Source organism: Methanocorpusculum sp. (genome assembly GCF_030655665.1).
In the GTDB taxonomy this organism is placed as follows: domain Archaea; phylum Halobacteriota; class Methanomicrobia; order Methanomicrobiales; family Methanocorpusculaceae; genus Methanocorpusculum.
On sequence record NZ_JAUSPQ010000004.1, the window covers coordinates 145,956 to 164,089 of the forward strand.

The 18,134-nt window shown below is 47.7% G+C and carries 17 protein-coding genes; 11 read left to right on the plus strand and 6 right to left on the minus strand.

Features of this window, described 5'->3' with window-relative positions; genetic code table 11:
- Positions 1-9 precede the first annotated feature (9 nt).
- Genes Q7J08_RS02120 through nifH form a run of 3 tightly spaced genes read right to left on the minus strand, consistent with a single transcriptional unit; the run spans position 10 to position 1,605 of the window.
- Positions 10-429 carry a P-II family nitrogen regulator gene (locus Q7J08_RS02120; RefSeq protein ID WP_304910040.1) on the minus strand — a complete coding sequence of 140 codons (420 nt, stop codon included), beginning with the start codon at positions 427-429 and terminating at the stop codon, positions 10-12.
- Between the two features lie 14 nt (positions 430-443).
- Positions 444-770, minus strand: a complete 327-nt coding sequence (locus Q7J08_RS02125; protein ID WP_304910041.1) for a P-II family nitrogen regulator — start codon at positions 768-770, stop codon at positions 444-446.
- A 16-nt stretch (positions 771-786) separates the two neighbouring features.
- The gene (gene nifH / locus Q7J08_RS02130; RefSeq protein ID WP_304910042.1) at positions 787-1,605 is read right to left on the minus strand and encodes a nitrogenase iron protein; all 819 of its coding nucleotides are present in this window, start codon (positions 1,603-1,605) and stop codon (positions 787-789) included.
- 586 nt (positions 1,606-2,191) lie between these two features.
- Between nifH and aksA the strand changes: the two genes are divergently transcribed.
- The 8 genes from aksA to Q7J08_RS02170 all read left to right on the plus strand — a co-directional run bounded on the left by aksA (position 2,192) and on the right by Q7J08_RS02170 (position 11,174).
- Positions 2,192-3,295, plus strand: coding sequence for a homoaconitate hydratase (gene aksA, locus Q7J08_RS02135; protein ID WP_370651228.1), 1,104 nt, complete (start codon positions 2,192-2,194; stop codon positions 3,293-3,295).
- Between the two features lie 132 nt (positions 3,296-3,427).
- Entirely contained in the window at positions 3,428-4,576 is a 1,149-nt protein-coding gene (locus Q7J08_RS02140) for a DUF362 domain-containing protein (protein ID WP_304910044.1), read from the plus strand.
- A 94-nt stretch (positions 4,577-4,670) separates the two neighbouring features.
- On the plus strand, positions 4,671-5,984 hold the full coding sequence (locus tag Q7J08_RS02145) for an NAD(P)/FAD-dependent oxidoreductase (RefSeq protein WP_304910045.1): 1,314 nt from the start codon (positions 4,671-4,673) through the stop codon (positions 5,982-5,984).
- Positions 5,981-6,955: a glycosyltransferase family 4 protein gene (locus Q7J08_RS02150; protein ID WP_304910046.1), complete on the plus strand. Its 975-nt coding sequence runs from the start codon at positions 5,981-5,983 to the stop codon at positions 6,953-6,955. The genes Q7J08_RS02145 and Q7J08_RS02150 overlap by 4 nt, the downstream gene beginning before the upstream one ends.
- Positions 6,952-7,659 (plus strand): glycosyltransferase, encoded by a 708-nt coding sequence (locus Q7J08_RS02155; RefSeq protein ID WP_304910047.1) that lies wholly within the window; start codon positions 6,952-6,954, stop codon positions 7,657-7,659. Before Q7J08_RS02150 ends, Q7J08_RS02155 begins: the two co-directional genes overlap by 4 nt.
- A complete protein-coding gene (locus Q7J08_RS02160; protein WP_304910048.1) occupies positions 7,659-7,850 on the plus strand; it encodes a hypothetical protein in 192 nt (63 codons plus the stop codon). The genes Q7J08_RS02155 and Q7J08_RS02160 overlap by 1 nt, the downstream gene beginning before the upstream one ends.
- Positions 7,851-8,753, plus strand: a complete 903-nt coding sequence (locus Q7J08_RS02165) for a TIGR00269 family protein (protein ID WP_304910049.1) — start codon at positions 7,851-7,853, stop codon at positions 8,751-8,753.
- 264 nt (positions 8,754-9,017) lie between these two features.
- Positions 9,018-11,174 (plus strand): InlB B-repeat-containing protein, encoded by a 2,157-nt coding sequence (locus tag Q7J08_RS02170; protein ID WP_304910050.1) that lies wholly within the window; start codon positions 9,018-9,020, stop codon positions 11,172-11,174.
- Between the two features lie 207 nt (positions 11,175-11,381).
- Here the strand turns inward: Q7J08_RS02170 and Q7J08_RS02175 are convergent, their stop codons facing one another.
- Complete coding sequence (locus Q7J08_RS02175) at positions 11,382-11,957, minus strand: hypothetical protein (RefSeq protein ID WP_304910051.1); 576 nt, start codon at positions 11,955-11,957, stop codon at positions 11,382-11,384.
- Positions 11,958-11,961: 4 nt separating this feature from the next.
- On the minus strand, positions 11,962-13,347 hold the full coding sequence (locus Q7J08_RS02180; RefSeq protein WP_304910052.1) for a hypothetical protein: 1,386 nt from the start codon (positions 13,345-13,347) through the stop codon (positions 11,962-11,964).
- Positions 13,348-13,552: 205 nt separating this feature from the next.
- Between Q7J08_RS02180 and Q7J08_RS02185 the strand changes: the two genes are divergently transcribed.
- Positions 13,553-14,041 (plus strand): hypothetical protein, encoded by a 489-nt coding sequence (locus Q7J08_RS02185; protein WP_304910053.1) that lies wholly within the window; start codon positions 13,553-13,555, stop codon positions 14,039-14,041.
- A 399-nt stretch (positions 14,042-14,440) separates the two neighbouring features.
- On the plus strand, positions 14,441-15,079 hold the full coding sequence (locus tag Q7J08_RS02190; RefSeq protein WP_304910054.1) for a type 1 glutamine amidotransferase family protein: 639 nt from the start codon (positions 14,441-14,443) through the stop codon (positions 15,077-15,079).
- Between the two features lie 160 nt (positions 15,080-15,239).
- Here Q7J08_RS02190 and Q7J08_RS02195 read toward each other — a convergent pair whose 3' ends face one another.
- On the minus strand, positions 15,240-16,208 hold the full coding sequence (locus Q7J08_RS02195; protein WP_304910055.1) for a D-isomer specific 2-hydroxyacid dehydrogenase family protein: 969 nt from the start codon (positions 16,206-16,208) through the stop codon (positions 15,240-15,242).
- A gap of 906 nt (positions 16,209-17,114) precedes the next feature.
- On the opposite strand from Q7J08_RS02195, the gene Q7J08_RS02200 reads away from it, so the two are divergent.
- Entirely contained in the window at positions 17,115-18,107 is a 993-nt protein-coding gene (locus Q7J08_RS02200; RefSeq protein WP_304910056.1) for a hypothetical protein, read from the plus strand.
- The last annotated feature ends 27 nt before the right edge of the window (positions 18,108-18,134 follow it).

Sequence of the window (18,134 nt, forward strand, 5' to 3'; positions counted from 1 at the left end):
TTCCCAATATCAGAGTGCTGCAGATCCGGTTTCTCCTGTCCGCACGCGGACAGCGTCTTCGAGCGGCAGGACGAAAATCTTTCCGTCACCCATTTTGTAGCTGGTTTTGTTCACGTCGATGATTGCTTTGACAATTTTTTCAACTTCGTCGTCTTCACAGACGACCTGGAACATTCTGCGGGCAAACATGCGGGAGTCGTCAAGGAATCCCTCGACCAGGGTCTCGACCTCCTGCATGTCGTCGATGTCGTCGAACTGTCCTTTTGCCATGAGATCGTTTTTCAGGCCTGTAAGACTTTCGCGATCAGTGACCAGTTTGCCGCGACCTTCCACCTTCATAGCAATGAAACCTGCTGCTTTTGCATTGAGGAGAGCGCGTTTGGTTGCATTGGTTTTGTTCATCCGGACAAAGGCTAAGATCTCTTTCATCTGATTCACCCCGTTCAGAGTCCCGGCTTGCCCGAGGACACGGTGTAGATTTCGTCGATTGCACTGATGAAGATCTTTCCATCACCGTACGCTCCCTTCTCGCCGGTCTTTGCGTAACGGAGGATGACATCGATAACGTCGCGTTTGTCCTCTTCGCGGATTGCAATTAGGATCATGACCTTCGGAATCTCGTCATAGACGATTCCTCCGAGGTTGATGCCTTTCTGCTTTCCGCGGCCGACGACTTCAACAACGGTTGCCGCGTGAAATCCTGCTCCTGCAAGTTCATAGAGGATTTCATCCTTCTTTTCCGGACGAACAATTGCTTTAACGAGATACATGTTTTTGTTCCTCCGTTTATCCGAGAATACCGAACTCCATCATGAGTTCCTCGAGTCTGTCCTGACACATCGGTTTTGGCACGACGAATTTATCGTTCTTGTTAATCTCCATGGAAAGCTGACGGTACTGGTCGGCCTGATTACAGATGGGGTCGTAGTCGATGACGGTCTTTTTGTTGATCTCGGCACGCTGGACGATATTGTCTCTTGGAACGAAGTGGATCAAGTGTGATCCGAGTTCTTTCGCGAACGCGGTCATGAGATCGAGTTCGAAGTCAACCTGACGGCTGTTACAGATGATACCGCCGAGACGGACGTCGCCGGTGTTGGCGTACTTCTGAATTCCTTTGGAGATGTTGTTTGCTGCATACAGTGCCATGAGCTCTCCGGATGCGACGATGTAGATCTCCTTTGCTTTTCCCTCACGGATCGGCATGGCAAATCCTCCGCAAACCACATCACCGAGTACATCATAGAATACATAGTCGAGTTCAGGCGTGTATGCTCCAAGTGATTCGAGCAGATTGATTGAGGTAATGATTCCCCGGCCGGCACATCCAACGCCCGGTTCAGGTCCTCCTGACTCGACACACAGTGTCCCTTTGAATCCAGGTTTGAGGATATCTCCTAAGACAATGTCGTCTCCCTCGTCACGCAGCGTGTCGAGGACGGTCTTCTGACAAAGACCATTCAGAAGCAGCCGTGTTGAGTCTGCTTTCGGATCGCATCCGACGACCATGACTTTTCTTCCCGCCTCTGCGAGTGCCGCGACTGTGTTTTGTGTGGTTGTCGATTTCCCGATACCGCCTTTTCCATAAATTGCGATCTGACGCATTGTTTTCACGTTCCTGTGGATTTTTTTCTAAAGCTTTCGCTTTTCAAATCTATTTTTCCCTGTCAGGCGGGAAAGCTTTCGCTCTCGCCGCTGCATGACAACCATACAAGTACCAGGATGCCGAAAGTGTTCAAACGGTGCATCCAACCAATTCAGGGATGCACAGTTCGACGTTTCAGCCCGGCAGCCGGCAGAGTGCCGGCTTTGGAATTCGTCATTTGTGTAATCACCTAAAGCACAAAACCCTGAAAAACCACGCCCCGAGTAGAAAAAAGATGTCCCCCTGAATCCTATGATCCAGTAGAGATACCCCTCAGGTTACTGGAATCACAGCGATCTTATGTTAAATTAACTATGAAATTACTGATATATTAATTACCATGCCATATGTCAACCAGTGTCACGCAAACTATATATACAATAATGCGAAGGGGACCTCACGCGCATGAGATTACTGTCAATAATGATCTCTGCGGATCTCCTCTTCAGAAAAACCAGGATTATTTCGAAACTCCGTATGCTATTATTCCTGCAAAGAACCAATAATACTCATTACAGGGAGGCGAAAAAATTGAGCGGATGGCAGGTGGAAATATGTGATGTAACACTGCGGGACGGAGAACAGGCACCGGGAGTGGTGTTTTCTTCTGAGGAGAAACAGGAGATCGCCGGACTTTTGGACGAGGCAGGTGTCAACTGCATTGAAGCGGGTTTCCCTGCGGTTTCGACCGGCGAACTGGCTTCCGTTCGTGCTGTTGCATCCCTTGGACTTGATGCAAAGATCTCCTGTCTCTGCAGAGCAGCTGCCGCTGATGTGGACGCGGCACTTGATGCGGATGTTTCGATGGTAAACATCTTTCTCGGCGTCTCGGATCTGCATATGTGGTGCAAGTTCCATGAGCCGCGTGAGAAAGTGGTTGCATCCGCGATGGATGTGGTCGAGTATGCAAAGGATCACGGGTTATTCGTGCGATTCGCAGCAGAGGATGCATCCCGCACCTCAATGAATGATCTCCTGGTGGTGTATACGGCGTGCGAAAACAGCCGTGCGGATATGATCGGATTTTCAGATACAACCGGTTGTCTCATCCCGACCGAAATTGCGGCAGCTGTTGAAAATATTACGCATTCCTCGCGGCTGCCGCTGAGCGTTCACTGCCATAACGATCTCGGGTGTGCAGTTGCAAACACAATCACTGCAGCCTCTGCCGGAGCATTCCAGCTGCACACCTGTGTGAACGGAATTGGGGAACGTGCCGGCAATGCGGCGCTTGATGAGGTCCTGGTAATTCTCCGGTGCAAAGGAGGAGTTGACCAGTATGATCTCTCCCTGATGCCAAAACTTTCCTCGGTTGTTGCCGAGGCGTCGGGGATTCAGATCAGCAAAAGTAAACCGCTGACCGGAGAGTATGCGTTTTCGCATGAAAGCGGGATCCACGTCGCGGCAATGCTGGAGGATCCAGTTACGTATGAATATGTGCCTCCGGAACTTCTTGGCCGTCAACGGCAGTTTCTGATCGGCAAACACAGCGGAAGAAAAGCGCTCGAGTATGTCCTTCGTGAGATGGGAATTACGGCAAACGATGAGCAGATTACCAGAATTCTTGAAGAGATCAAAGCCCGGAGCGAAAAAAAATGCTCGATCACGTTTCCGGCACTGCGGGAACTGATTGAGAAACTGCAGAAATAACGGTTCCGCCGCCGCTGAAATCTATGAGTACCAAGACACTCGAATTAAGAATGTATATTAAAGAGAATGTGAAATCATTATAGATATCAATATCCGACCCATACGGCAGGAATACAGATACTACAGGAATATATGAAAAGTATAACCGGTTCGGCAAAATGCGACACCTACGACAGGGAAAAAGTTCTTGAAGCGGTAGCAAAAGCGATAAAAGCTTCCGGCGGCCTGCCGCGGGTCGACGGCAGAAAAGTCCTGTTAAAACCCAATCTCTTATCCGATGCCGGAATCGACCGTGCGATCACCACGCATCCCGAAATCGTCTACGCTGTCGGAAAACTGATCCTCGAAGCAGGCGGGGTCTTAACGATCGCCGACAGTCCGGGTGCCGGTATCATCTATTCTCCGAGAGTCCTCAAGAGAGTCTACCACAAATGCGGCATTGAAAAAGTCGCAGAGGAACTCGGCATCAAACTCTCCTATGATACCGGATATCAGGAACGATCCTGCATCAAAGGGAACGTGATGAAACGGTTCACCGTCATCAATCAGGCGTGCAATGCGGATGTCATCATCTCGGTCTGCAAATTAAAGACCCACATGTTCACGCATTTTTCCGGCGCCGTGAAAAACACCTTCGGGGTCGTCCCTGGTCTGGACAAACCGGTATTCCACTCCAGATTCCCGGATGCGATCGACTTTTCTGAGATGCTCGTTGATTTAAACGAACTCATCGAGCCTGACTTCGTCGTTATGGACGCGATAGTCGGGATGGAAGGAAACGGTCCGATGGGCGGCCAGCCGCGAGATGTCGGCTACATCCTTGCTTCGCACTCAGTCTATGGGCTCGACATCTCCGCCCAGACCCTCGTGAACATGCGGCCCGAATCCATCGGAACAACGATGGCCGCCCTCAGACGCGGACTGGTCGATGAAGTCGAGGTCGAAGGGGACGAGATCATACCGATCACGGATTATGTCCATCCGTCCACCTACCACGGAAACCAAAGGGATTCGTGGCACAAGAAAACGATATACCGCAAACTGCAGCGTGTCGGCAAGATGTACGAACCCTCGCCTGTCGTAAACAACAAAAAATGCATCGGGTGCGGCCAGTGTGCACGGATCTGTCCGGTAAAAGCCGTCGAGATCATACAGGGAAAAGCGATTTTCGATCTGACCAACTGTATCAGATGTTACTGCTGCCACGAAATGTGCCAGTATCATGCGATCGTCATGAAACGATCCATCAGCGGAAAAGTCATCCACAAAGTCATCCACTGACGACCCTTTTTTACGTGCTCGTTCCCTCTCGGTATTCTCTCATCAGAGACAGACGTACTCATCTTATTATTGTTAAGCCCCCAAATATATACTCGTGAAATGGGCAATTTTAGGCGGAGGTCTGACCGGGGTCACTCTCGCCCGTCTCCTCAAGGAAAAAGGACATGAAGTCACGGTTCTCGAAAAGGAACCAAAGATCGGTGGTCTGTGCAAATCCGAAGTGAGAAACGAATTTACGTTCGACTGCGGAGGATCGCATATCATCTTCTCCCGTGATACCGATGTTCTCGCGTTCATGCAGAACGCTCTGGCCGACAACCGGGAATTTAGAAACAGAAACACCAAAATATTCTATAAAGGTCAGTATGTTAAATACCCGTTCGAAAACGGACTATCAGCTCTGCCAAAGGAAGACTTATTCTTCTGCATCAATGAATACGTCAAGAATCTGGTAGCGGTCGAAAAAGGCGAGGTCGCAGAGCCAACGAGCTTCAAGGACTGGATCTACTACACGTTCGGCAAAGGGATCGCTGAATGTTATCTCGTTCCGTACAATGAGAAGATCTGGAACTATCCCACCGACAAAATGTCGAAACACTGGATGGACGGACGCGTTCCCCGCCCGCCGGTAGAGGACATCATCAAATCGGCGATCGGTATCGAGACCGAAGGCTACACCCATCAGGCGGTCTTTTCCTATCCGATCGAAGGCGGTATCGAAGCCCTAATCCACGCCATCGCGAAGCCGATCGTGCGTTCGATCAAGACAAACTACACCGTCACCTCGGTCGTGAACACAGGCGACGGATGGGCGGTCTCCAACGGAAAAGAGACGATTTTGGCCGACCGGGTCATCTCGACACTGCCACTCCAGACGCTTCTTCCGATGCTGGATGTTCCATCCCAAATACAGGAGGCATGCGACGCTCTTCGATACAACTCCATCGCCTGTATCTCAGTCGGATTCAAAGGGACCCTTCCGGACATCTCCTGGATGTATGTGCCGGAAGAAAAATGGGGGGCTTTCAACCGCCTCTCCTTCCCGTCCAACTTTTCGAGCAAGGTCGCGCCCAAAGGCTGCTCGGCGGTCCTCGCCGAGATCACCTACAACGAAGGCGACAACGTCTCAAAGATGAACGATGAGGAGATCATTATGCACACGGTCGACGGTCTCGTCAGAATGGGGATCATCCCCTCGAGCGATGACGTCGTTCATACGGCGGTCGATCACTTCAAGTTCGCGTACGTCGTCTACGATCTCGATTACCTGAAAAATATTAAAATCGTCCGGGAATATCTTGAAGGAACTCTTGGCATCGACCTTGTTGGCAGGTTCTCCGAGTTTGAATACATCAATATGGACGGCTGCATCAGGAGCGCCATGAATTTTGTGGAGAAAAAGGCATGAGAGTAAATATCCGGGTCGAGAATTATTCGGTATTCAAATATGTCGGCTGTGCGACGGTCGCAATGATGCTGTACAATGGTCTGCAGAAGACCCCGGGCGTCGAGGTAGAGCTCAACAGCAAAAAGCATGACCACGACATAACCCACTGTCATACCCTTGGTCCGGGAGCAGTCTGGTCGATGCTGCGGGCAAAACATGTCAAAGTGCTGACCGCCCACTCGACCCCGAGCCTGAACGCCAATAATCTTGCCGGAGCCTCACTCATCAATAAGATCTACAAGCCGATGTACGGCAGATATGATCATATTATCACGATCACAGGAGACAACGAACGGGAGATCAAAGAGATGCTCCCCGATATGCCGACGACGAGGATCCCAAGCTGCGTGAACATGGAGAAGTTCCGCCCCGACGCAGAAAAACGCCGGATCTTCCGGGAAACCTACGGCTTTTCGGACGACGACAAGGTGATCCTGCAGGTCGCCCAGCAGACCCCGAGAAAAGGCATCTATGATTTCCTGGACCTGGCTGATGCTTTGCCGGAATACAAGTTCATGTGGGTCGGCGGGTTCCCGTACGGTCCGATCTCGGACAACAGGAAAAAGGTCGAGGCACGGAAAGCCAAAGCCGGCGACAATGTGATCTTCCCGGGATTCGTCCCGGACATCACCGGCGTATATGCCGGAGCCGACGTATTTCTGTTCCCGTCCTACGGGGATCTTATGTCGATCTCGATCATGGAAGCGCTTTCGAGCGGTCTTCCGGTCATATCGCGTGATCTCTCCGAATACCGGGAACTTTTCCCGGGGATCGCCGGATTCTTTACCAAAAACGAGGACATCGCCCCCCTGCTCGCAGACGATGCGATGCTGAGAAACGCTGCGTCCCATGCACGGGCATCGGTCGAGCCGTATGATATATACAAAGTCGCAAAGATGCATGCAGATCTTTATGCGGAGTTATTAGCATGATTTCAGTCGTAGTTCCATCATTCAATGAAGAGGAAGGCATCGAAGCCTTCCTGAAAAGTCTCTGTGACCAGACACTCCCAAGAGATCAGTATGAGATCGTCGTGGTCGACGGCGGATCCAAGGATAAGACCCGCGAGATCGCAGAGAAATACGCGGACAAGGTGTTCATCCAGACAAGCAAAAAAGTCGGCGGAGCCAGAAACGACGGCGTTCTTGCGAGCAAATATGATCTGATCGTGACGACCGATGCGGATTGTTTCCTGCCGAGACCCTGGCTCGAAACGATCGTAAAGGACTTCGAGAAGTATCCTGATGCATCCACGATCTACGGACCGATCTATCCGCTGGAACCCGGATTCAAGCATAAATTCGAGGTGTTCCTGTACAATATCGTGGTCCGGATCGGAGGACGGACAGGTATTTTCTATGCGACGCTTGGAGCGAACACGGCGTTTAGGAAAAACCTCTTCATCGAGGCAGGGATGTATAAGGTCTGCGATGCCGGAGACGACTGGGAGCTGCCTAAACGCATGAAAAACTACGGACGCGTCGTTCTCGATATGAAGATGATCATCGGCTTTTCGATGCGGCGGTACATCAACTTCGGTCTGTTCCGCTCGGCGTTCCAGTGGTTCTACGTGGTCGCAAAAGGCGGATTTTCGGACAAACACCAGTATATGGGTAAGGATTATACGAAAAAATAATGGTTACTCTGTATCTCCCTGACGATCTGGTCATGACGACCTTTGCCGGAACGCTTGAGGAGATCCTTCTCCGCCTGGATATGAATCCGTATGAGATCCTCGTAACAAGGGACGGCGAGCTTTTGCTTGCCGATGATCCCGTGGATGAGGACGATATCCTGCGTGTTACGTCGATCGTGCACGGAGGATAAATGACGAAAGGGTGCGATCACTGCGATAAAAAGGCGGTGTACGTCGATCCTGTCACGAAACAGCGGTTCTGCGGCGAGCATTTTTCCGCATGGTTCGAGAACGGCGTTTCGGCCGCGATCGAAAAATACCGGATGATCGAACCGGGCGACCAGATCGCGGTGGGTCTTTCGGGCGGGAAGGACTCGACGGTGCTTTTGACGGTTCTTGGAAAACTGGATCTGGATGCCGAGCTTATCCCGATCACGGTGGATGAGGGGATCGGCGGGTACCGGGATGATACGATCCTCGCGGCGACCAGGCTCTGCGATAAGCTTGGTCTCGCCGATAAACTGGTCTCTTTTACTGATATCTGCGGGAAAACGCTGGATGAACTGCTGGCAAATGACCCCAGGCAGGCGTGTTCGGTGTGCGGAACGCTGCGCCGACGTGCCCTGAATCAGGCTGCCCGCGAAGTAGGGGCAACGAAGATCGCGACGGGGCATTGTCTGGATGATGAGGCACAGTCTGTTTTGATGAATTATCTGCGGGGGGATGTGACCCGGGTGACGGGGTCGTTTCAGACGAATGCGGACACGATGTTTTTGCCGAGGATCAAACCGCTCTGCCGTTCAACTGAGCGGGAGACCGTTGCCTACGGACTCGTGAACCATCTGCTCACCGATCTGCCGGAGTGCCCATACACAAAGTACGCTCTGCGTGCGGGGGTCCGGACAGGGCTTGGGAAGCTGGAGTACAAAAATCCCGGGACGATGATGAAGATCGTGACCGGCCAGGAGAAGCTTCTCGCAAAGCTCGGACCCCGGGAAGGGGAGATTACGGCGATGGGCCGCTGCGAGATCTGCGGGGAGCCGACGAGTCATCGGCTGTGTGCGGCGTGTACGCTGATCGAAAAGCTGGAGTGAGGGTTATGTCCCGAAGGGGCAGCCTTAGCCGAGCAAGTTTTCGAAGGAAACTTGCGAGCGGGTAGGATCTTGGGAGGGAATGCTCTCCTGAGATTGTATGTTCGTATGATATTCACAGCACCGCCATTTTTCAAAAGAATTATTCCGGCAGTTTTCTGACTTTTTGAAAAAAAAGGATAATAATCATTTATTTGATGGACAAATGTGACATGTTTATATGTCATCATTATGGATGTACTGATTATTGTTTTTGGTGGTAAAATAATGAAAAACAAAGATTCATTACAAACCAGCGGGCAGACGTATCGAATCATGCCCGCTGAATTCAGTTACCGAATGTTGATCCTATTTTTTGTTTTGCTTATGGCTGGAGGAGTTTTTTGCGGTTCTGCGGCTGCTTATGACGATATTCAATATGCACAGAATCTCTCGGATGCCCTGAATATTTCGGTCACAGGTGCGGCATATGCAAATGGTAATACTGTGTATCTCCTGCAGGACGTGCCGCTCAATTATACGATCAACATCACTGCCGAGAATCCCATCACTCTTACAACTGTGGATAGTGCCCCTTACACAATTTTCCGTAATGTGAGCAGTGTCTCTCTGTTCAATATAAGTTCAGGTACATTTATTCTGGAAGGTAACAACGAGTATAATCTTACCATTGACGGAAACATGACGACATATGGTGGTGCAAATGGGAACTCCCTCATTTATGTAAATGGAGGAATATTCACTATGAATGCCGGGTCTGTTCTGCAGAATAGTACTACATCTTCCGTTGGAGGCGGCGGGTTGTATTTGAATGACGGCACGTTCAACATGAATGGTGGAGACATATCCAACAACAATGCAGACAACTGTGGCGGCGGGGTGTATGTGAATGACGGCATGTTCAATATGACCGGTGGAAACATTTCCGGGAACACTGGTGGCGACTTCGGCGGAGGGGTGGAGGTGTATTCCGGTACGTTCAATATGACCGGCGGGAACATATCCAACAACACCGCGATCGAAGGCGGCGGGGTGAATCTAGATAATGGTATTTTCACAATGAACGGCGGGAACATATCAGAAAACACCGCTGGAACCGGAGGAGGAGGGGTGGAAGTGAATGGAGGCACGTTCAATATGATCCTTGGGAATATATCCAACAACACAGCTGAATCCGACGGCGGTGGGGTGCTTGTGAATGGCGGAACGTTCAATTTGGACGGCGGAAACATATTTACCAACACAGCTGAATCCGACGGCGGTGGGGTAGATGTGAATGGCGGAACGTTCAATATGAGAGGTTCTGCAACTGTTGATTCAGACAATGATGTGTATCTGGACGTCGGCACTATATTTGACCCAATAAAAAGCTATATCAATGTAACCGGTGTTCTTGCCTCAGGATCCGGGACGCTTAACATTACGCCGTGGTATACAAACGGCACTGTTATCAGCTATAATAACGGGGTTTCACTTGGAACATGGACCAGCAATTTTGCATTGAACCAAACGTGGGCAAGCAGCAATCCCACGCTGGCTCTTGGACAATCCGGCAGCGATATTTTACTTGGAACGAATTGTACCGTCAATTTCAGCATCAATGACGCAACATTATATCTCAGCCAGTACAATGTCTCCGGGGCTTTGCTTGCACAACCGGCAGATCCTGCGAGAACGGGCTATACGTTCAACGGCTGGAACAATACCAGTGCTTCCGGAACTCCATGGAACTTTACTACTGACAGGATAGTTGGAAACACGAACCTCTACGCAAACTGGAGCGTGAATCCGACGCCGACACCAACGCCGGTGCCGACAAGCAGCGGCGGAAACGGAGGTAACACCAATAATAACGCCGATGCCGGTTCCGTTTCACCTGACGGCACATTCACCACGAACGACGGCGGTCTTACTATCTCCTATCCTGCCGGATCATCCATTATTGTAACGGTGTTCCCGGATTATTTTGGGGAAACAACTGCTCCCTCGGGCATTTCCTACCTCTACGAATATGATGTTTACAGCACTGCAGGTTCAGGAACATCGGTCACACTCGTGTTCAGGGTAAATGAATCGGTACTCAAAGAAAAGGGAGTGGCCCCTGAGAATATTTCCATCCTCCACTACTTTGACGGAAAGTGGTATAACATGACGATACTATCGATCGGACATGTCGATGGAGAATATCTGTACACCGTCACGTCGACCCATACATCACCGTTTATGGTCGTCTACAACATCAATGCATCCTTGTTCCCTTTAGAGGGAGCAAGTACCCCGACGTTGACGCCGACCACCGGTCCAACCATTGAACCGATATCGACGACGACGCCAACCCCGACACAAACACCGTCTTCACCCGTGCCGATCATCGGTATTATTGCAGGACTGGGAGCTGTCGCTCTTCTCATGAGAAGAAAATAAAAATACACCATATCATTTTCAATCCCCAGATATAATCCACGGGATATAGGGATCCGGACTCGGTATAAAATATCGTGACCGGACAGAATTGCGGGACAGGGGTGGATGTCCGGTTTCCAAAACACATCCACCCGTTCATCTATCCGACTCTTTTTTTACCAGCTCTTTTCACTCTGAATCGACACGCGCATCTTCAAAAATGAGCAGTTATTCCTGCATTTCCGGAATATCCGGAGAATCAGGTGCGAAAAACAGACATCCCCACCCCATCCCCCAATCGTCTTCGGTTCCCAGATAGATGAACGTGTAGCCGGCCGTTTCGCCTATCCGGCCGTCGGATTCGAAAAGCAGATACGTATCCACGCTCTCTCCTTTGGGTATGTGTATGACTTCATCCGGCAGGGAAAGATGCAGGCCTTCCGGGAGGTCAACGATCTCTTTCAGATACACATCGATATCCTGCTCAGGGGCGGAGATGGTGATCGCAATCTTTCCAGGAGAATCCGGATCCACAACGAACACCGGGACGCGATTTGAGACCGCATCAACGCGGCCGACCTTTTCAAACCCGGAGCAGTTATCCAGATCGAACTGCCAGATCAGGGTGTAAACCTCAGGCGCTTCGTCATTTATGGGGAAGATGGGGAGCCCTTTGTCGAACATGCCCGGCATAAAGTCGGGAAGGTCCGGTTCCGGGTGATCGGTCCCGGGAAAAACACAGCCCGCCGTGCAGAGTATTCCAAAACACAGGAGGGTAATGACGAGCGGAATGATGATTTTCATGCGATCACGGCTTTGGAGGCTCCGGGACCACCCGCACCACCGTAAAGTTCACGGTTTTTTCCGCGGTGTTGCCGAAAACATCGGTGACCACAAGGGTGATACTGGTATTACCCGGCGTTGTCGGATACTGATCGACGACCCATGGGTAGGGATCCAGCGGCGTGATTTTTTCATCACCGTAACTGTCTGACCGGACGAAGACGTCGGCGATCTCGTTTTGCGACGAGATGAACGCCCGAACGACTCCCCACGGCGGAACGACATCCCCATAGGAGGCTTCGCCGCCTTCGGCCGGGAAGAAGATGTTGATGGAGATAGTTTCGTCTCCTGCGGATACTGCGTAGCGCGGAGCGAGCCAAGCAAGAGTTTGTGAGAGGTTTTCGCCAAAGTCATACACGTACTTTGCAGGAATCATGACACGCTCCGGCGGTGTGTGCAAGATCAACGAAACATACTCATCATAATCCATCACGATAAGAATAACAGGATCGTCCAGTTTCAGCGTTTTCACCACAGATACAGAAGGGTCCCCCGGGTTCCCCGCCAGGGTCACATACTCTTGCGGGATGATCGATCCCGGAAAAGAGACGGTCATATAATTTTCATTTTTCATCTCATCGATCACCGACGCCGGTAGAATAAGCGTTTGCCCTGCATCCATTCCTTCATCACCAGTTGTTAAGAAAAAAACACAACATGCGGATAGAAGTATTGCGACAATTCCGAGTGACAGCAGGATTCGTAGTATGCCCTTCGTGCCGGAACTGTTTTTTACTGACCGAATCAAAAACACTGCCGTTAGAACTCCCATAACTGCCCATGTCAGATAAAGAAGGATCATGAGTACGGGTGAATAAAGAGGCGGATCGGAAAAGGGAGGGACATCACTGCCGCCTATAGATGCAGCTATCTCATAAACGACGAATACAAGTCCGGTAATGAGGAATCCAAGGGAGATCCGGCGTTCCCGAATACCTGCTTCGCGAATACCGAAGACGACAAATCCAAAGAACAGGGCCGCGATCGGAAGGATAGTGATGGGCATGAAATTATAATGCGTGACAATGTTCAGGGGTCTCACCGGATTTTCGGGGGTAGTCAGGATACAGAGAAGAATGAGAAGGGCCGCTCCGATATCAAAGAGAATAAATACTGCCCAGTTCGAGGGTTTTTCTTTTATCTGATAGCGTATCGATCCGATAATGGAGAGAAGAACTGCCATGCCCGATAACACGGCTGCGAGAACGAAGATCGCGATGAAAATGACAGGTGTAGTATCGGGGTTTGAGTTCAGACGATAAAGCCCTATAGGGAGGAGGAGAAGAACAGGGATGAGGTAGATAAGGGATATGAGGATGATGTTGGGATTTTTTGTGTAGGTATCGGTCAATTGTCTGCCTCTATTGTGATAAATGGTATGTGGGCATTGAGGTGCCTTAAATATATTGAGCGTAGTATCCAATTGTTCGCGGGGGAGGGATGAGGGAAAAGGTATTTTTCAGCTTAGAGACGTGGAAATACCGGGGAAAGCACAAGTGTTATAATAATAAAAAAGAGATATAGCCACAAATTGAATTTTTCGGAGGAAAGAACGAATGAATTTCGATAAAAATCTTTTAATGACCTATAAGAAATTAATACAGACAACGGAACTGGAAAGAAGTTATCAGGAGTTTCTCAGACTCTTTCGGTTTTTACGGGTTGAACTGGAAAAAGAGCTGGGAGATTATCGGTTTCAGGGGAATATCATAGAGAACGGTATGGATTATTCCTATTTTCAGTTTACCAATGACGCCTTGAAAAAGAAAGGATTGAAAATTGCGGTTACTTTTGTCCACAGAAATTTCCAATTCGAAGTATGGCTTTCCGGATTCAACCGAAAAATTCAGTGCAACTATTATGAACTGCTGAAAGATACTCGGCAGCCTTTTTCGCTGACTGAGGATCCTAAGAGGAGTGATTACATTTTGAGGATTCCATTGGATCAGAATCTGGATTTGTCCGATGGAAAGCGTGTGCTTTCTGAAATTAAGGATGCTTCATTACGGCTTTTGGGGTATATGGAGGGCGTTGAAGCGACGTAAACTCTGGTTTTGCCTGGCTGAGGTCGGCCACTTTCAGCGTCCAACCCGGGTCCGAAGATCAGAAATAATCTCCCATCCTTCCGGCCCTGTCCCCCCTTTTCATGTTTTCGTATTATTTTCGTGCTTTTCGTGTGATGATGAAACACACCCGAAGTTCCCCTCTCCCACATTCAAACAAGGATCATGAGCTGCGCATTATTCAGCGTAAACAACACACGGCATTCTCCCGTGTGATGAGAAAAGAAAGCATTTTGGCACAGACTTTTGACTGCAGCAATGCAGGGAATTGTTGCCTGACTATTTGGGTGGTGAGGTAAAAACGGCTGGAGAATATAATGAAACAAAGCGAAATAGTTTCAGGACATACAAATATACATACAGTAAAAATGGAGGAAATATATGTTTACGATCTATGTTTATATTCTTGATACTTTAGCCGACTGGGAACTGGGGCATGTTACTTCTGAGTTGCATTCCGGCCGGTTTTTCAAAAAAGGCGCGGAACATGTATCGCTGAAAACGGTTAGTTATTCAAAAGAGCCGGTCACTACAATGGGCGGGATGAAAATCATACCCGATTGCGTAATTGATGATATCGTTGTGAGTGATACAAGCGTGCTGCTGTTACCGGGCGCAAATACCTGGAACGACCAAAAGCACTGCGCTATTATCGAGAAAGCAGGCGAACTTCTCTCTATTGGCGCTATGGTGGGTGCTATTTGCGGAGCTACCGCGGCTCTTGCCAACTTCGGGCTCTTGGATACGCGTCCGCATACCAGTAATGGACCGGGATTTCTTGAGATGTTTTCCCCCGGGTATAAAGGGCAGAATTTCTATATAGACGAGCCGTCCGTAGCGGATAACAACCTTATTACTGCAGGTTCCACCGGGGGTTTGTTGTGGGCAAAACAGATCATTGAGCATTTAGGTGTTTTTGAGTCAAACACGCTGGAATCCTGGTATGCATATTTTAGTACCGGTAAGCCGGAACATTTCTTTGCCCTCATGCAAAGTTTGCAGTCCGGCAATGAAAACTGATCAACTTTTTTCAGAAACAGAACGAGGGTTTTTCATTCCCAGATTGGCTTTTCGATTCGATTTTTATTTTTTTGAGGGTAGGCTGAATGAGCAGGTAAAAAATACAAATAGGTATTCCAATACTCCCCCGTCTTGGAGTAATTTTTCAGATATGACGTAGTTAGACTACCTGATTAATGCAGGATCCAGTATTGAATATATCCACGATATTTTGCAAGGCGATCCTGTCTACCTCTCTATTACTGCTCACCGTGTTATATGCAGCATGCGGGGTGAGAATAAATTTATCGTCCGGCAAATTCATCAGACCAAAGGTATCTTCTGATGTATCAGCGGGTACCTTTCCGGAATAATAACAGTCAAAGGCAGCAGCATTAATCTTACTCGAAACTAAGGCGTCTCGTAAAGCAATTGGTGATACCAGCTCGGCCCTGGCGGTATTAATTAAAATTGTGTCCCGATTCATGAAATTAATACATTTTTCATCAATTATATATCGAGTCTCCGAAGTATAAGGGGTGTGCAGCGTAATTACATTCGATAAACGACATAATTCATGCAGTTCTACAAATTTTGCATCTAATTCCTGTTCAATATCAGACTCACGAGTTCTGCTGTAATAGAGTATTTTACACCCAAACCCGTAGTACATTTTCTTTGCAACCAACCTGCCTATACTTCCCATGCCAACAATACCTATCGTTTTACCAGACACATCCTGGGATACATACTTGTGCCATAAACCGGATTTCGTCTCTTTATTCATAATAAGTATTTTTTTCATGAGAGTCAGGATAAGGGTCACGGTGAATTCGGCAACTGCTAATGAATTGGCATGCGGAACATAGGTCACGGCGACATTATGTTTTTTTGCTGCAGTTATATCCACATAATATCTATATCCCACGCCATTAAACGATATTACTTTGAGGGTATTTTTCGCTGATGCGATAATTTTTTCAGTAACCATGTCTTCCCCGCCGGGAATATAAGCATCCACCCCCACTAATGCATCGATGATCTCATCTTCACTGAGTACTCCGGGAGAGAGGATCTCATAGCCCTGATTTTTCATTAACGTCATCATTTCGTCCGAAGGAGAGGGGCCGGTTATTAGTATTTTTTTCATTTCTGTTTTCGTGGATGCAATGGGAGGGCTGATCATATGTTTGTTTAGTATTGATTATTCTCTTTGATAAAATACTATCTGAATCTTTGATTCAAGAAGTATTTCGTAGCGAAATGCTCCTGATGAATATTTCTGCCCTTTGCATTTAACGGATTCTCATTATCCCCAACTCGTTGTATCCATCTATGTGTCTATCTATGTGTTTATCTATGTGTTTATCTATACATATTCGAAAAATGATGTCCCCCTCCAGACTACGTCCGGACGGAAGGAAAGACGTACTTACATACACACATAAATGTGATTTCTCTCTCTCTCTCTCTCTCTCTCTCTCGTCTGTACAAAACAAAGTATATACTATACTTATAAAAAAAAAGTGATTGATGAGCAGCTTTTCTTCCCGTATTTACTTACTTACGGACGGACTTTTCCCCCCTGTCTTTTTTTTCAACACGTATAGATATGTAGATACACATCTGTATAGGGGATTTTTCCAGACGAAATACTGATCCAATGGGCGGAAATTGAGAAGAGCGGCAGGAGAGGGGAGCATTGAGGGGCTTTTTCCGGGCTTTCGCCAAGAGAACGTGTGTGGAGAGATGCGGGTTTTTCCATTCGCAGATGGGGTTTTCGATTCGAGTTTGATGTGTTGAGGGGGGTGGGGGTGGGGGGGATTTTGGTGGGGTGAAGAGGTTTTTGGAGTTGAAATGGTGATTTTCGTGGTGTCGTAAAAATTACAATATAAAATTATATAAGTTACATCGGTCATGTTGAAATTAAAAAAAAAACTTCACATAGTTATATATGTAGATGAAGTGGTTATTTATTATTGAAAAAGTATCGAAATATGTGATGAACAGTTGAAAGATCCACTTCGAACAACCTCTTACCTATGTTATCAGATAAATGACTACAAATAATTGGATTTCAAATAATTCGAACCAGAAATTCTCTATTAAATTTGATTTTATCCCTGCATTATCTGATAAACACTCCATCAATATAAAGATCTATCGAACATCATTAAAAGGAATTGAAACAGTTATAAGAAGAGCAAATAAGCTCACAAATGGTCAACAAAATAATCTTAAGATAGATATTCTCGCAAACGATGAAGGCTCATTCATTTCTGAATTCACCATATATTTTGTTAATAATTTAATAGATTACCCCATAGAAATTCTCAATTTGTTGGGTTTTTCTGGAAATTTAATTGATGATGCGAGTAAACTTTCAGGTATTTTAGCTACCCCACTTTCACTATTGGCACTCTTTAAAAAAACAAAGGGTAAACAAATAATGAAGGAGGAGTATCACGGTCCTGATACTCTAATGTTAACCACAGAAGACGAGGAAAACTTGGTTGTTCATAAAGAAGTTGCAAAATATTATAAAGATCCGGAGATTCGTGAGGGAATAGAAGATACAACAACGTGCCTTGATGATCCTGATTTTGCTGACATACAATTTTATGATGGGAGCGAACATTATGAGCCTATAATTATAAATAAGGACGAACGTGGGTATTTTGTCTCTCCTGAATCTGATAAAATATTACGTGAGATAGAATCTTTTGATCATATAAAATTGGAAGTAATTCTTGCAGATTTTGAAGAGTCTTCAGATAAATGGAGATTCCGTGATGTAAAAACAAAAGTTGCTTTCGATGCAAAACTCGATGATCAAAAGTATATTAAAAAAGTTAATTTTGGGATTGCATCATTTAAAGCAGGCACGATTCTTGATGTTGATATGGACGTAGCTACCTACGAGTATATCCAGACTCACTCTCTCCGATACAAACGTGTCATAACTAAGGTACATGACATGAGTCTAGAAGAAAAAGACAATTTATCAAAGCCAGATCAGAGAGTGCTGACGCTGGACAACTTTTTCTGATGTTGAATTGCTTTTATTATCATCCAA

What these genes read in the sequence shown, in the direction of transcription:
- Q7J08_RS02120 (WP_304910040.1), bottom strand. Translation starts at nt 429, where the DNA reads ATGAAAGAGATCTTAGCCTTTGTCCGGATGAACAAAACCAATGCAACC.
- Q7J08_RS02125 (WP_304910041.1), bottom strand. Translation starts at nt 770, where the DNA reads ATGTATCTCGTTAAAGCAATTGTTCGTCCGGAAAAGAAGGATGAAATC.
- nifH (WP_304910042.1), bottom strand. Translation starts at nt 1,605, where the DNA reads ATGCGTCAGATCGCAATTTATGGAAAAGGCGGTATCGGGAAATCGACA.
- Q7J08_RS02140 (WP_304910044.1), top strand. Translation starts at nt 3,428, where the DNA reads ATGAAAAGTATAACCGGTTCGGCAAAATGCGACACCTACGACAGGGAA.
- Q7J08_RS02150 (WP_304910046.1), top strand. Translation starts at nt 5,981, where the DNA reads ATGAGAGTAAATATCCGGGTCGAGAATTATTCGGTATTCAAATATGTC.
- Q7J08_RS02155 (WP_304910047.1), top strand. Translation starts at nt 6,952, where the DNA reads ATGATTTCAGTCGTAGTTCCATCATTCAATGAAGAGGAAGGCATCGAA.
- Q7J08_RS02160 (WP_304910048.1), top strand. Translation starts at nt 7,659, where the DNA reads ATGGTTACTCTGTATCTCCCTGACGATCTGGTCATGACGACCTTTGCC.
- Q7J08_RS02165 (WP_304910049.1), top strand. Translation starts at nt 7,851, where the DNA reads ATGACGAAAGGGTGCGATCACTGCGATAAAAAGGCGGTGTACGTCGAT.
- Q7J08_RS02170 (WP_304910050.1), top strand. Translation starts at nt 9,018, where the DNA reads ATGAAAAACAAAGATTCATTACAAACCAGCGGGCAGACGTATCGAATC.
- Q7J08_RS02175 (WP_304910051.1), bottom strand. Translation starts at nt 11,957, where the DNA reads ATGAAAATCATCATTCCGCTCGTCATTACCCTCCTGTGTTTTGGAATA.
- Q7J08_RS02185 (WP_304910053.1), top strand. Translation starts at nt 13,553, where the DNA reads ATGAATTTCGATAAAAATCTTTTAATGACCTATAAGAAATTAATACAG.
- Q7J08_RS02190 (WP_304910054.1), top strand. Translation starts at nt 14,441, where the DNA reads ATGTTTACGATCTATGTTTATATTCTTGATACTTTAGCCGACTGGGAA.
- Q7J08_RS02195 (WP_304910055.1), bottom strand. Translation starts at nt 16,208, where the DNA reads ATGAAAAAAATACTAATAACCGGCCCCTCTCCTTCGGACGAAATGATG.
- Q7J08_RS02200 (WP_304910056.1), top strand. Translation starts at nt 17,115, where the DNA reads ATGACTACAAATAATTGGATTTCAAATAATTCGAACCAGAAATTCTCT.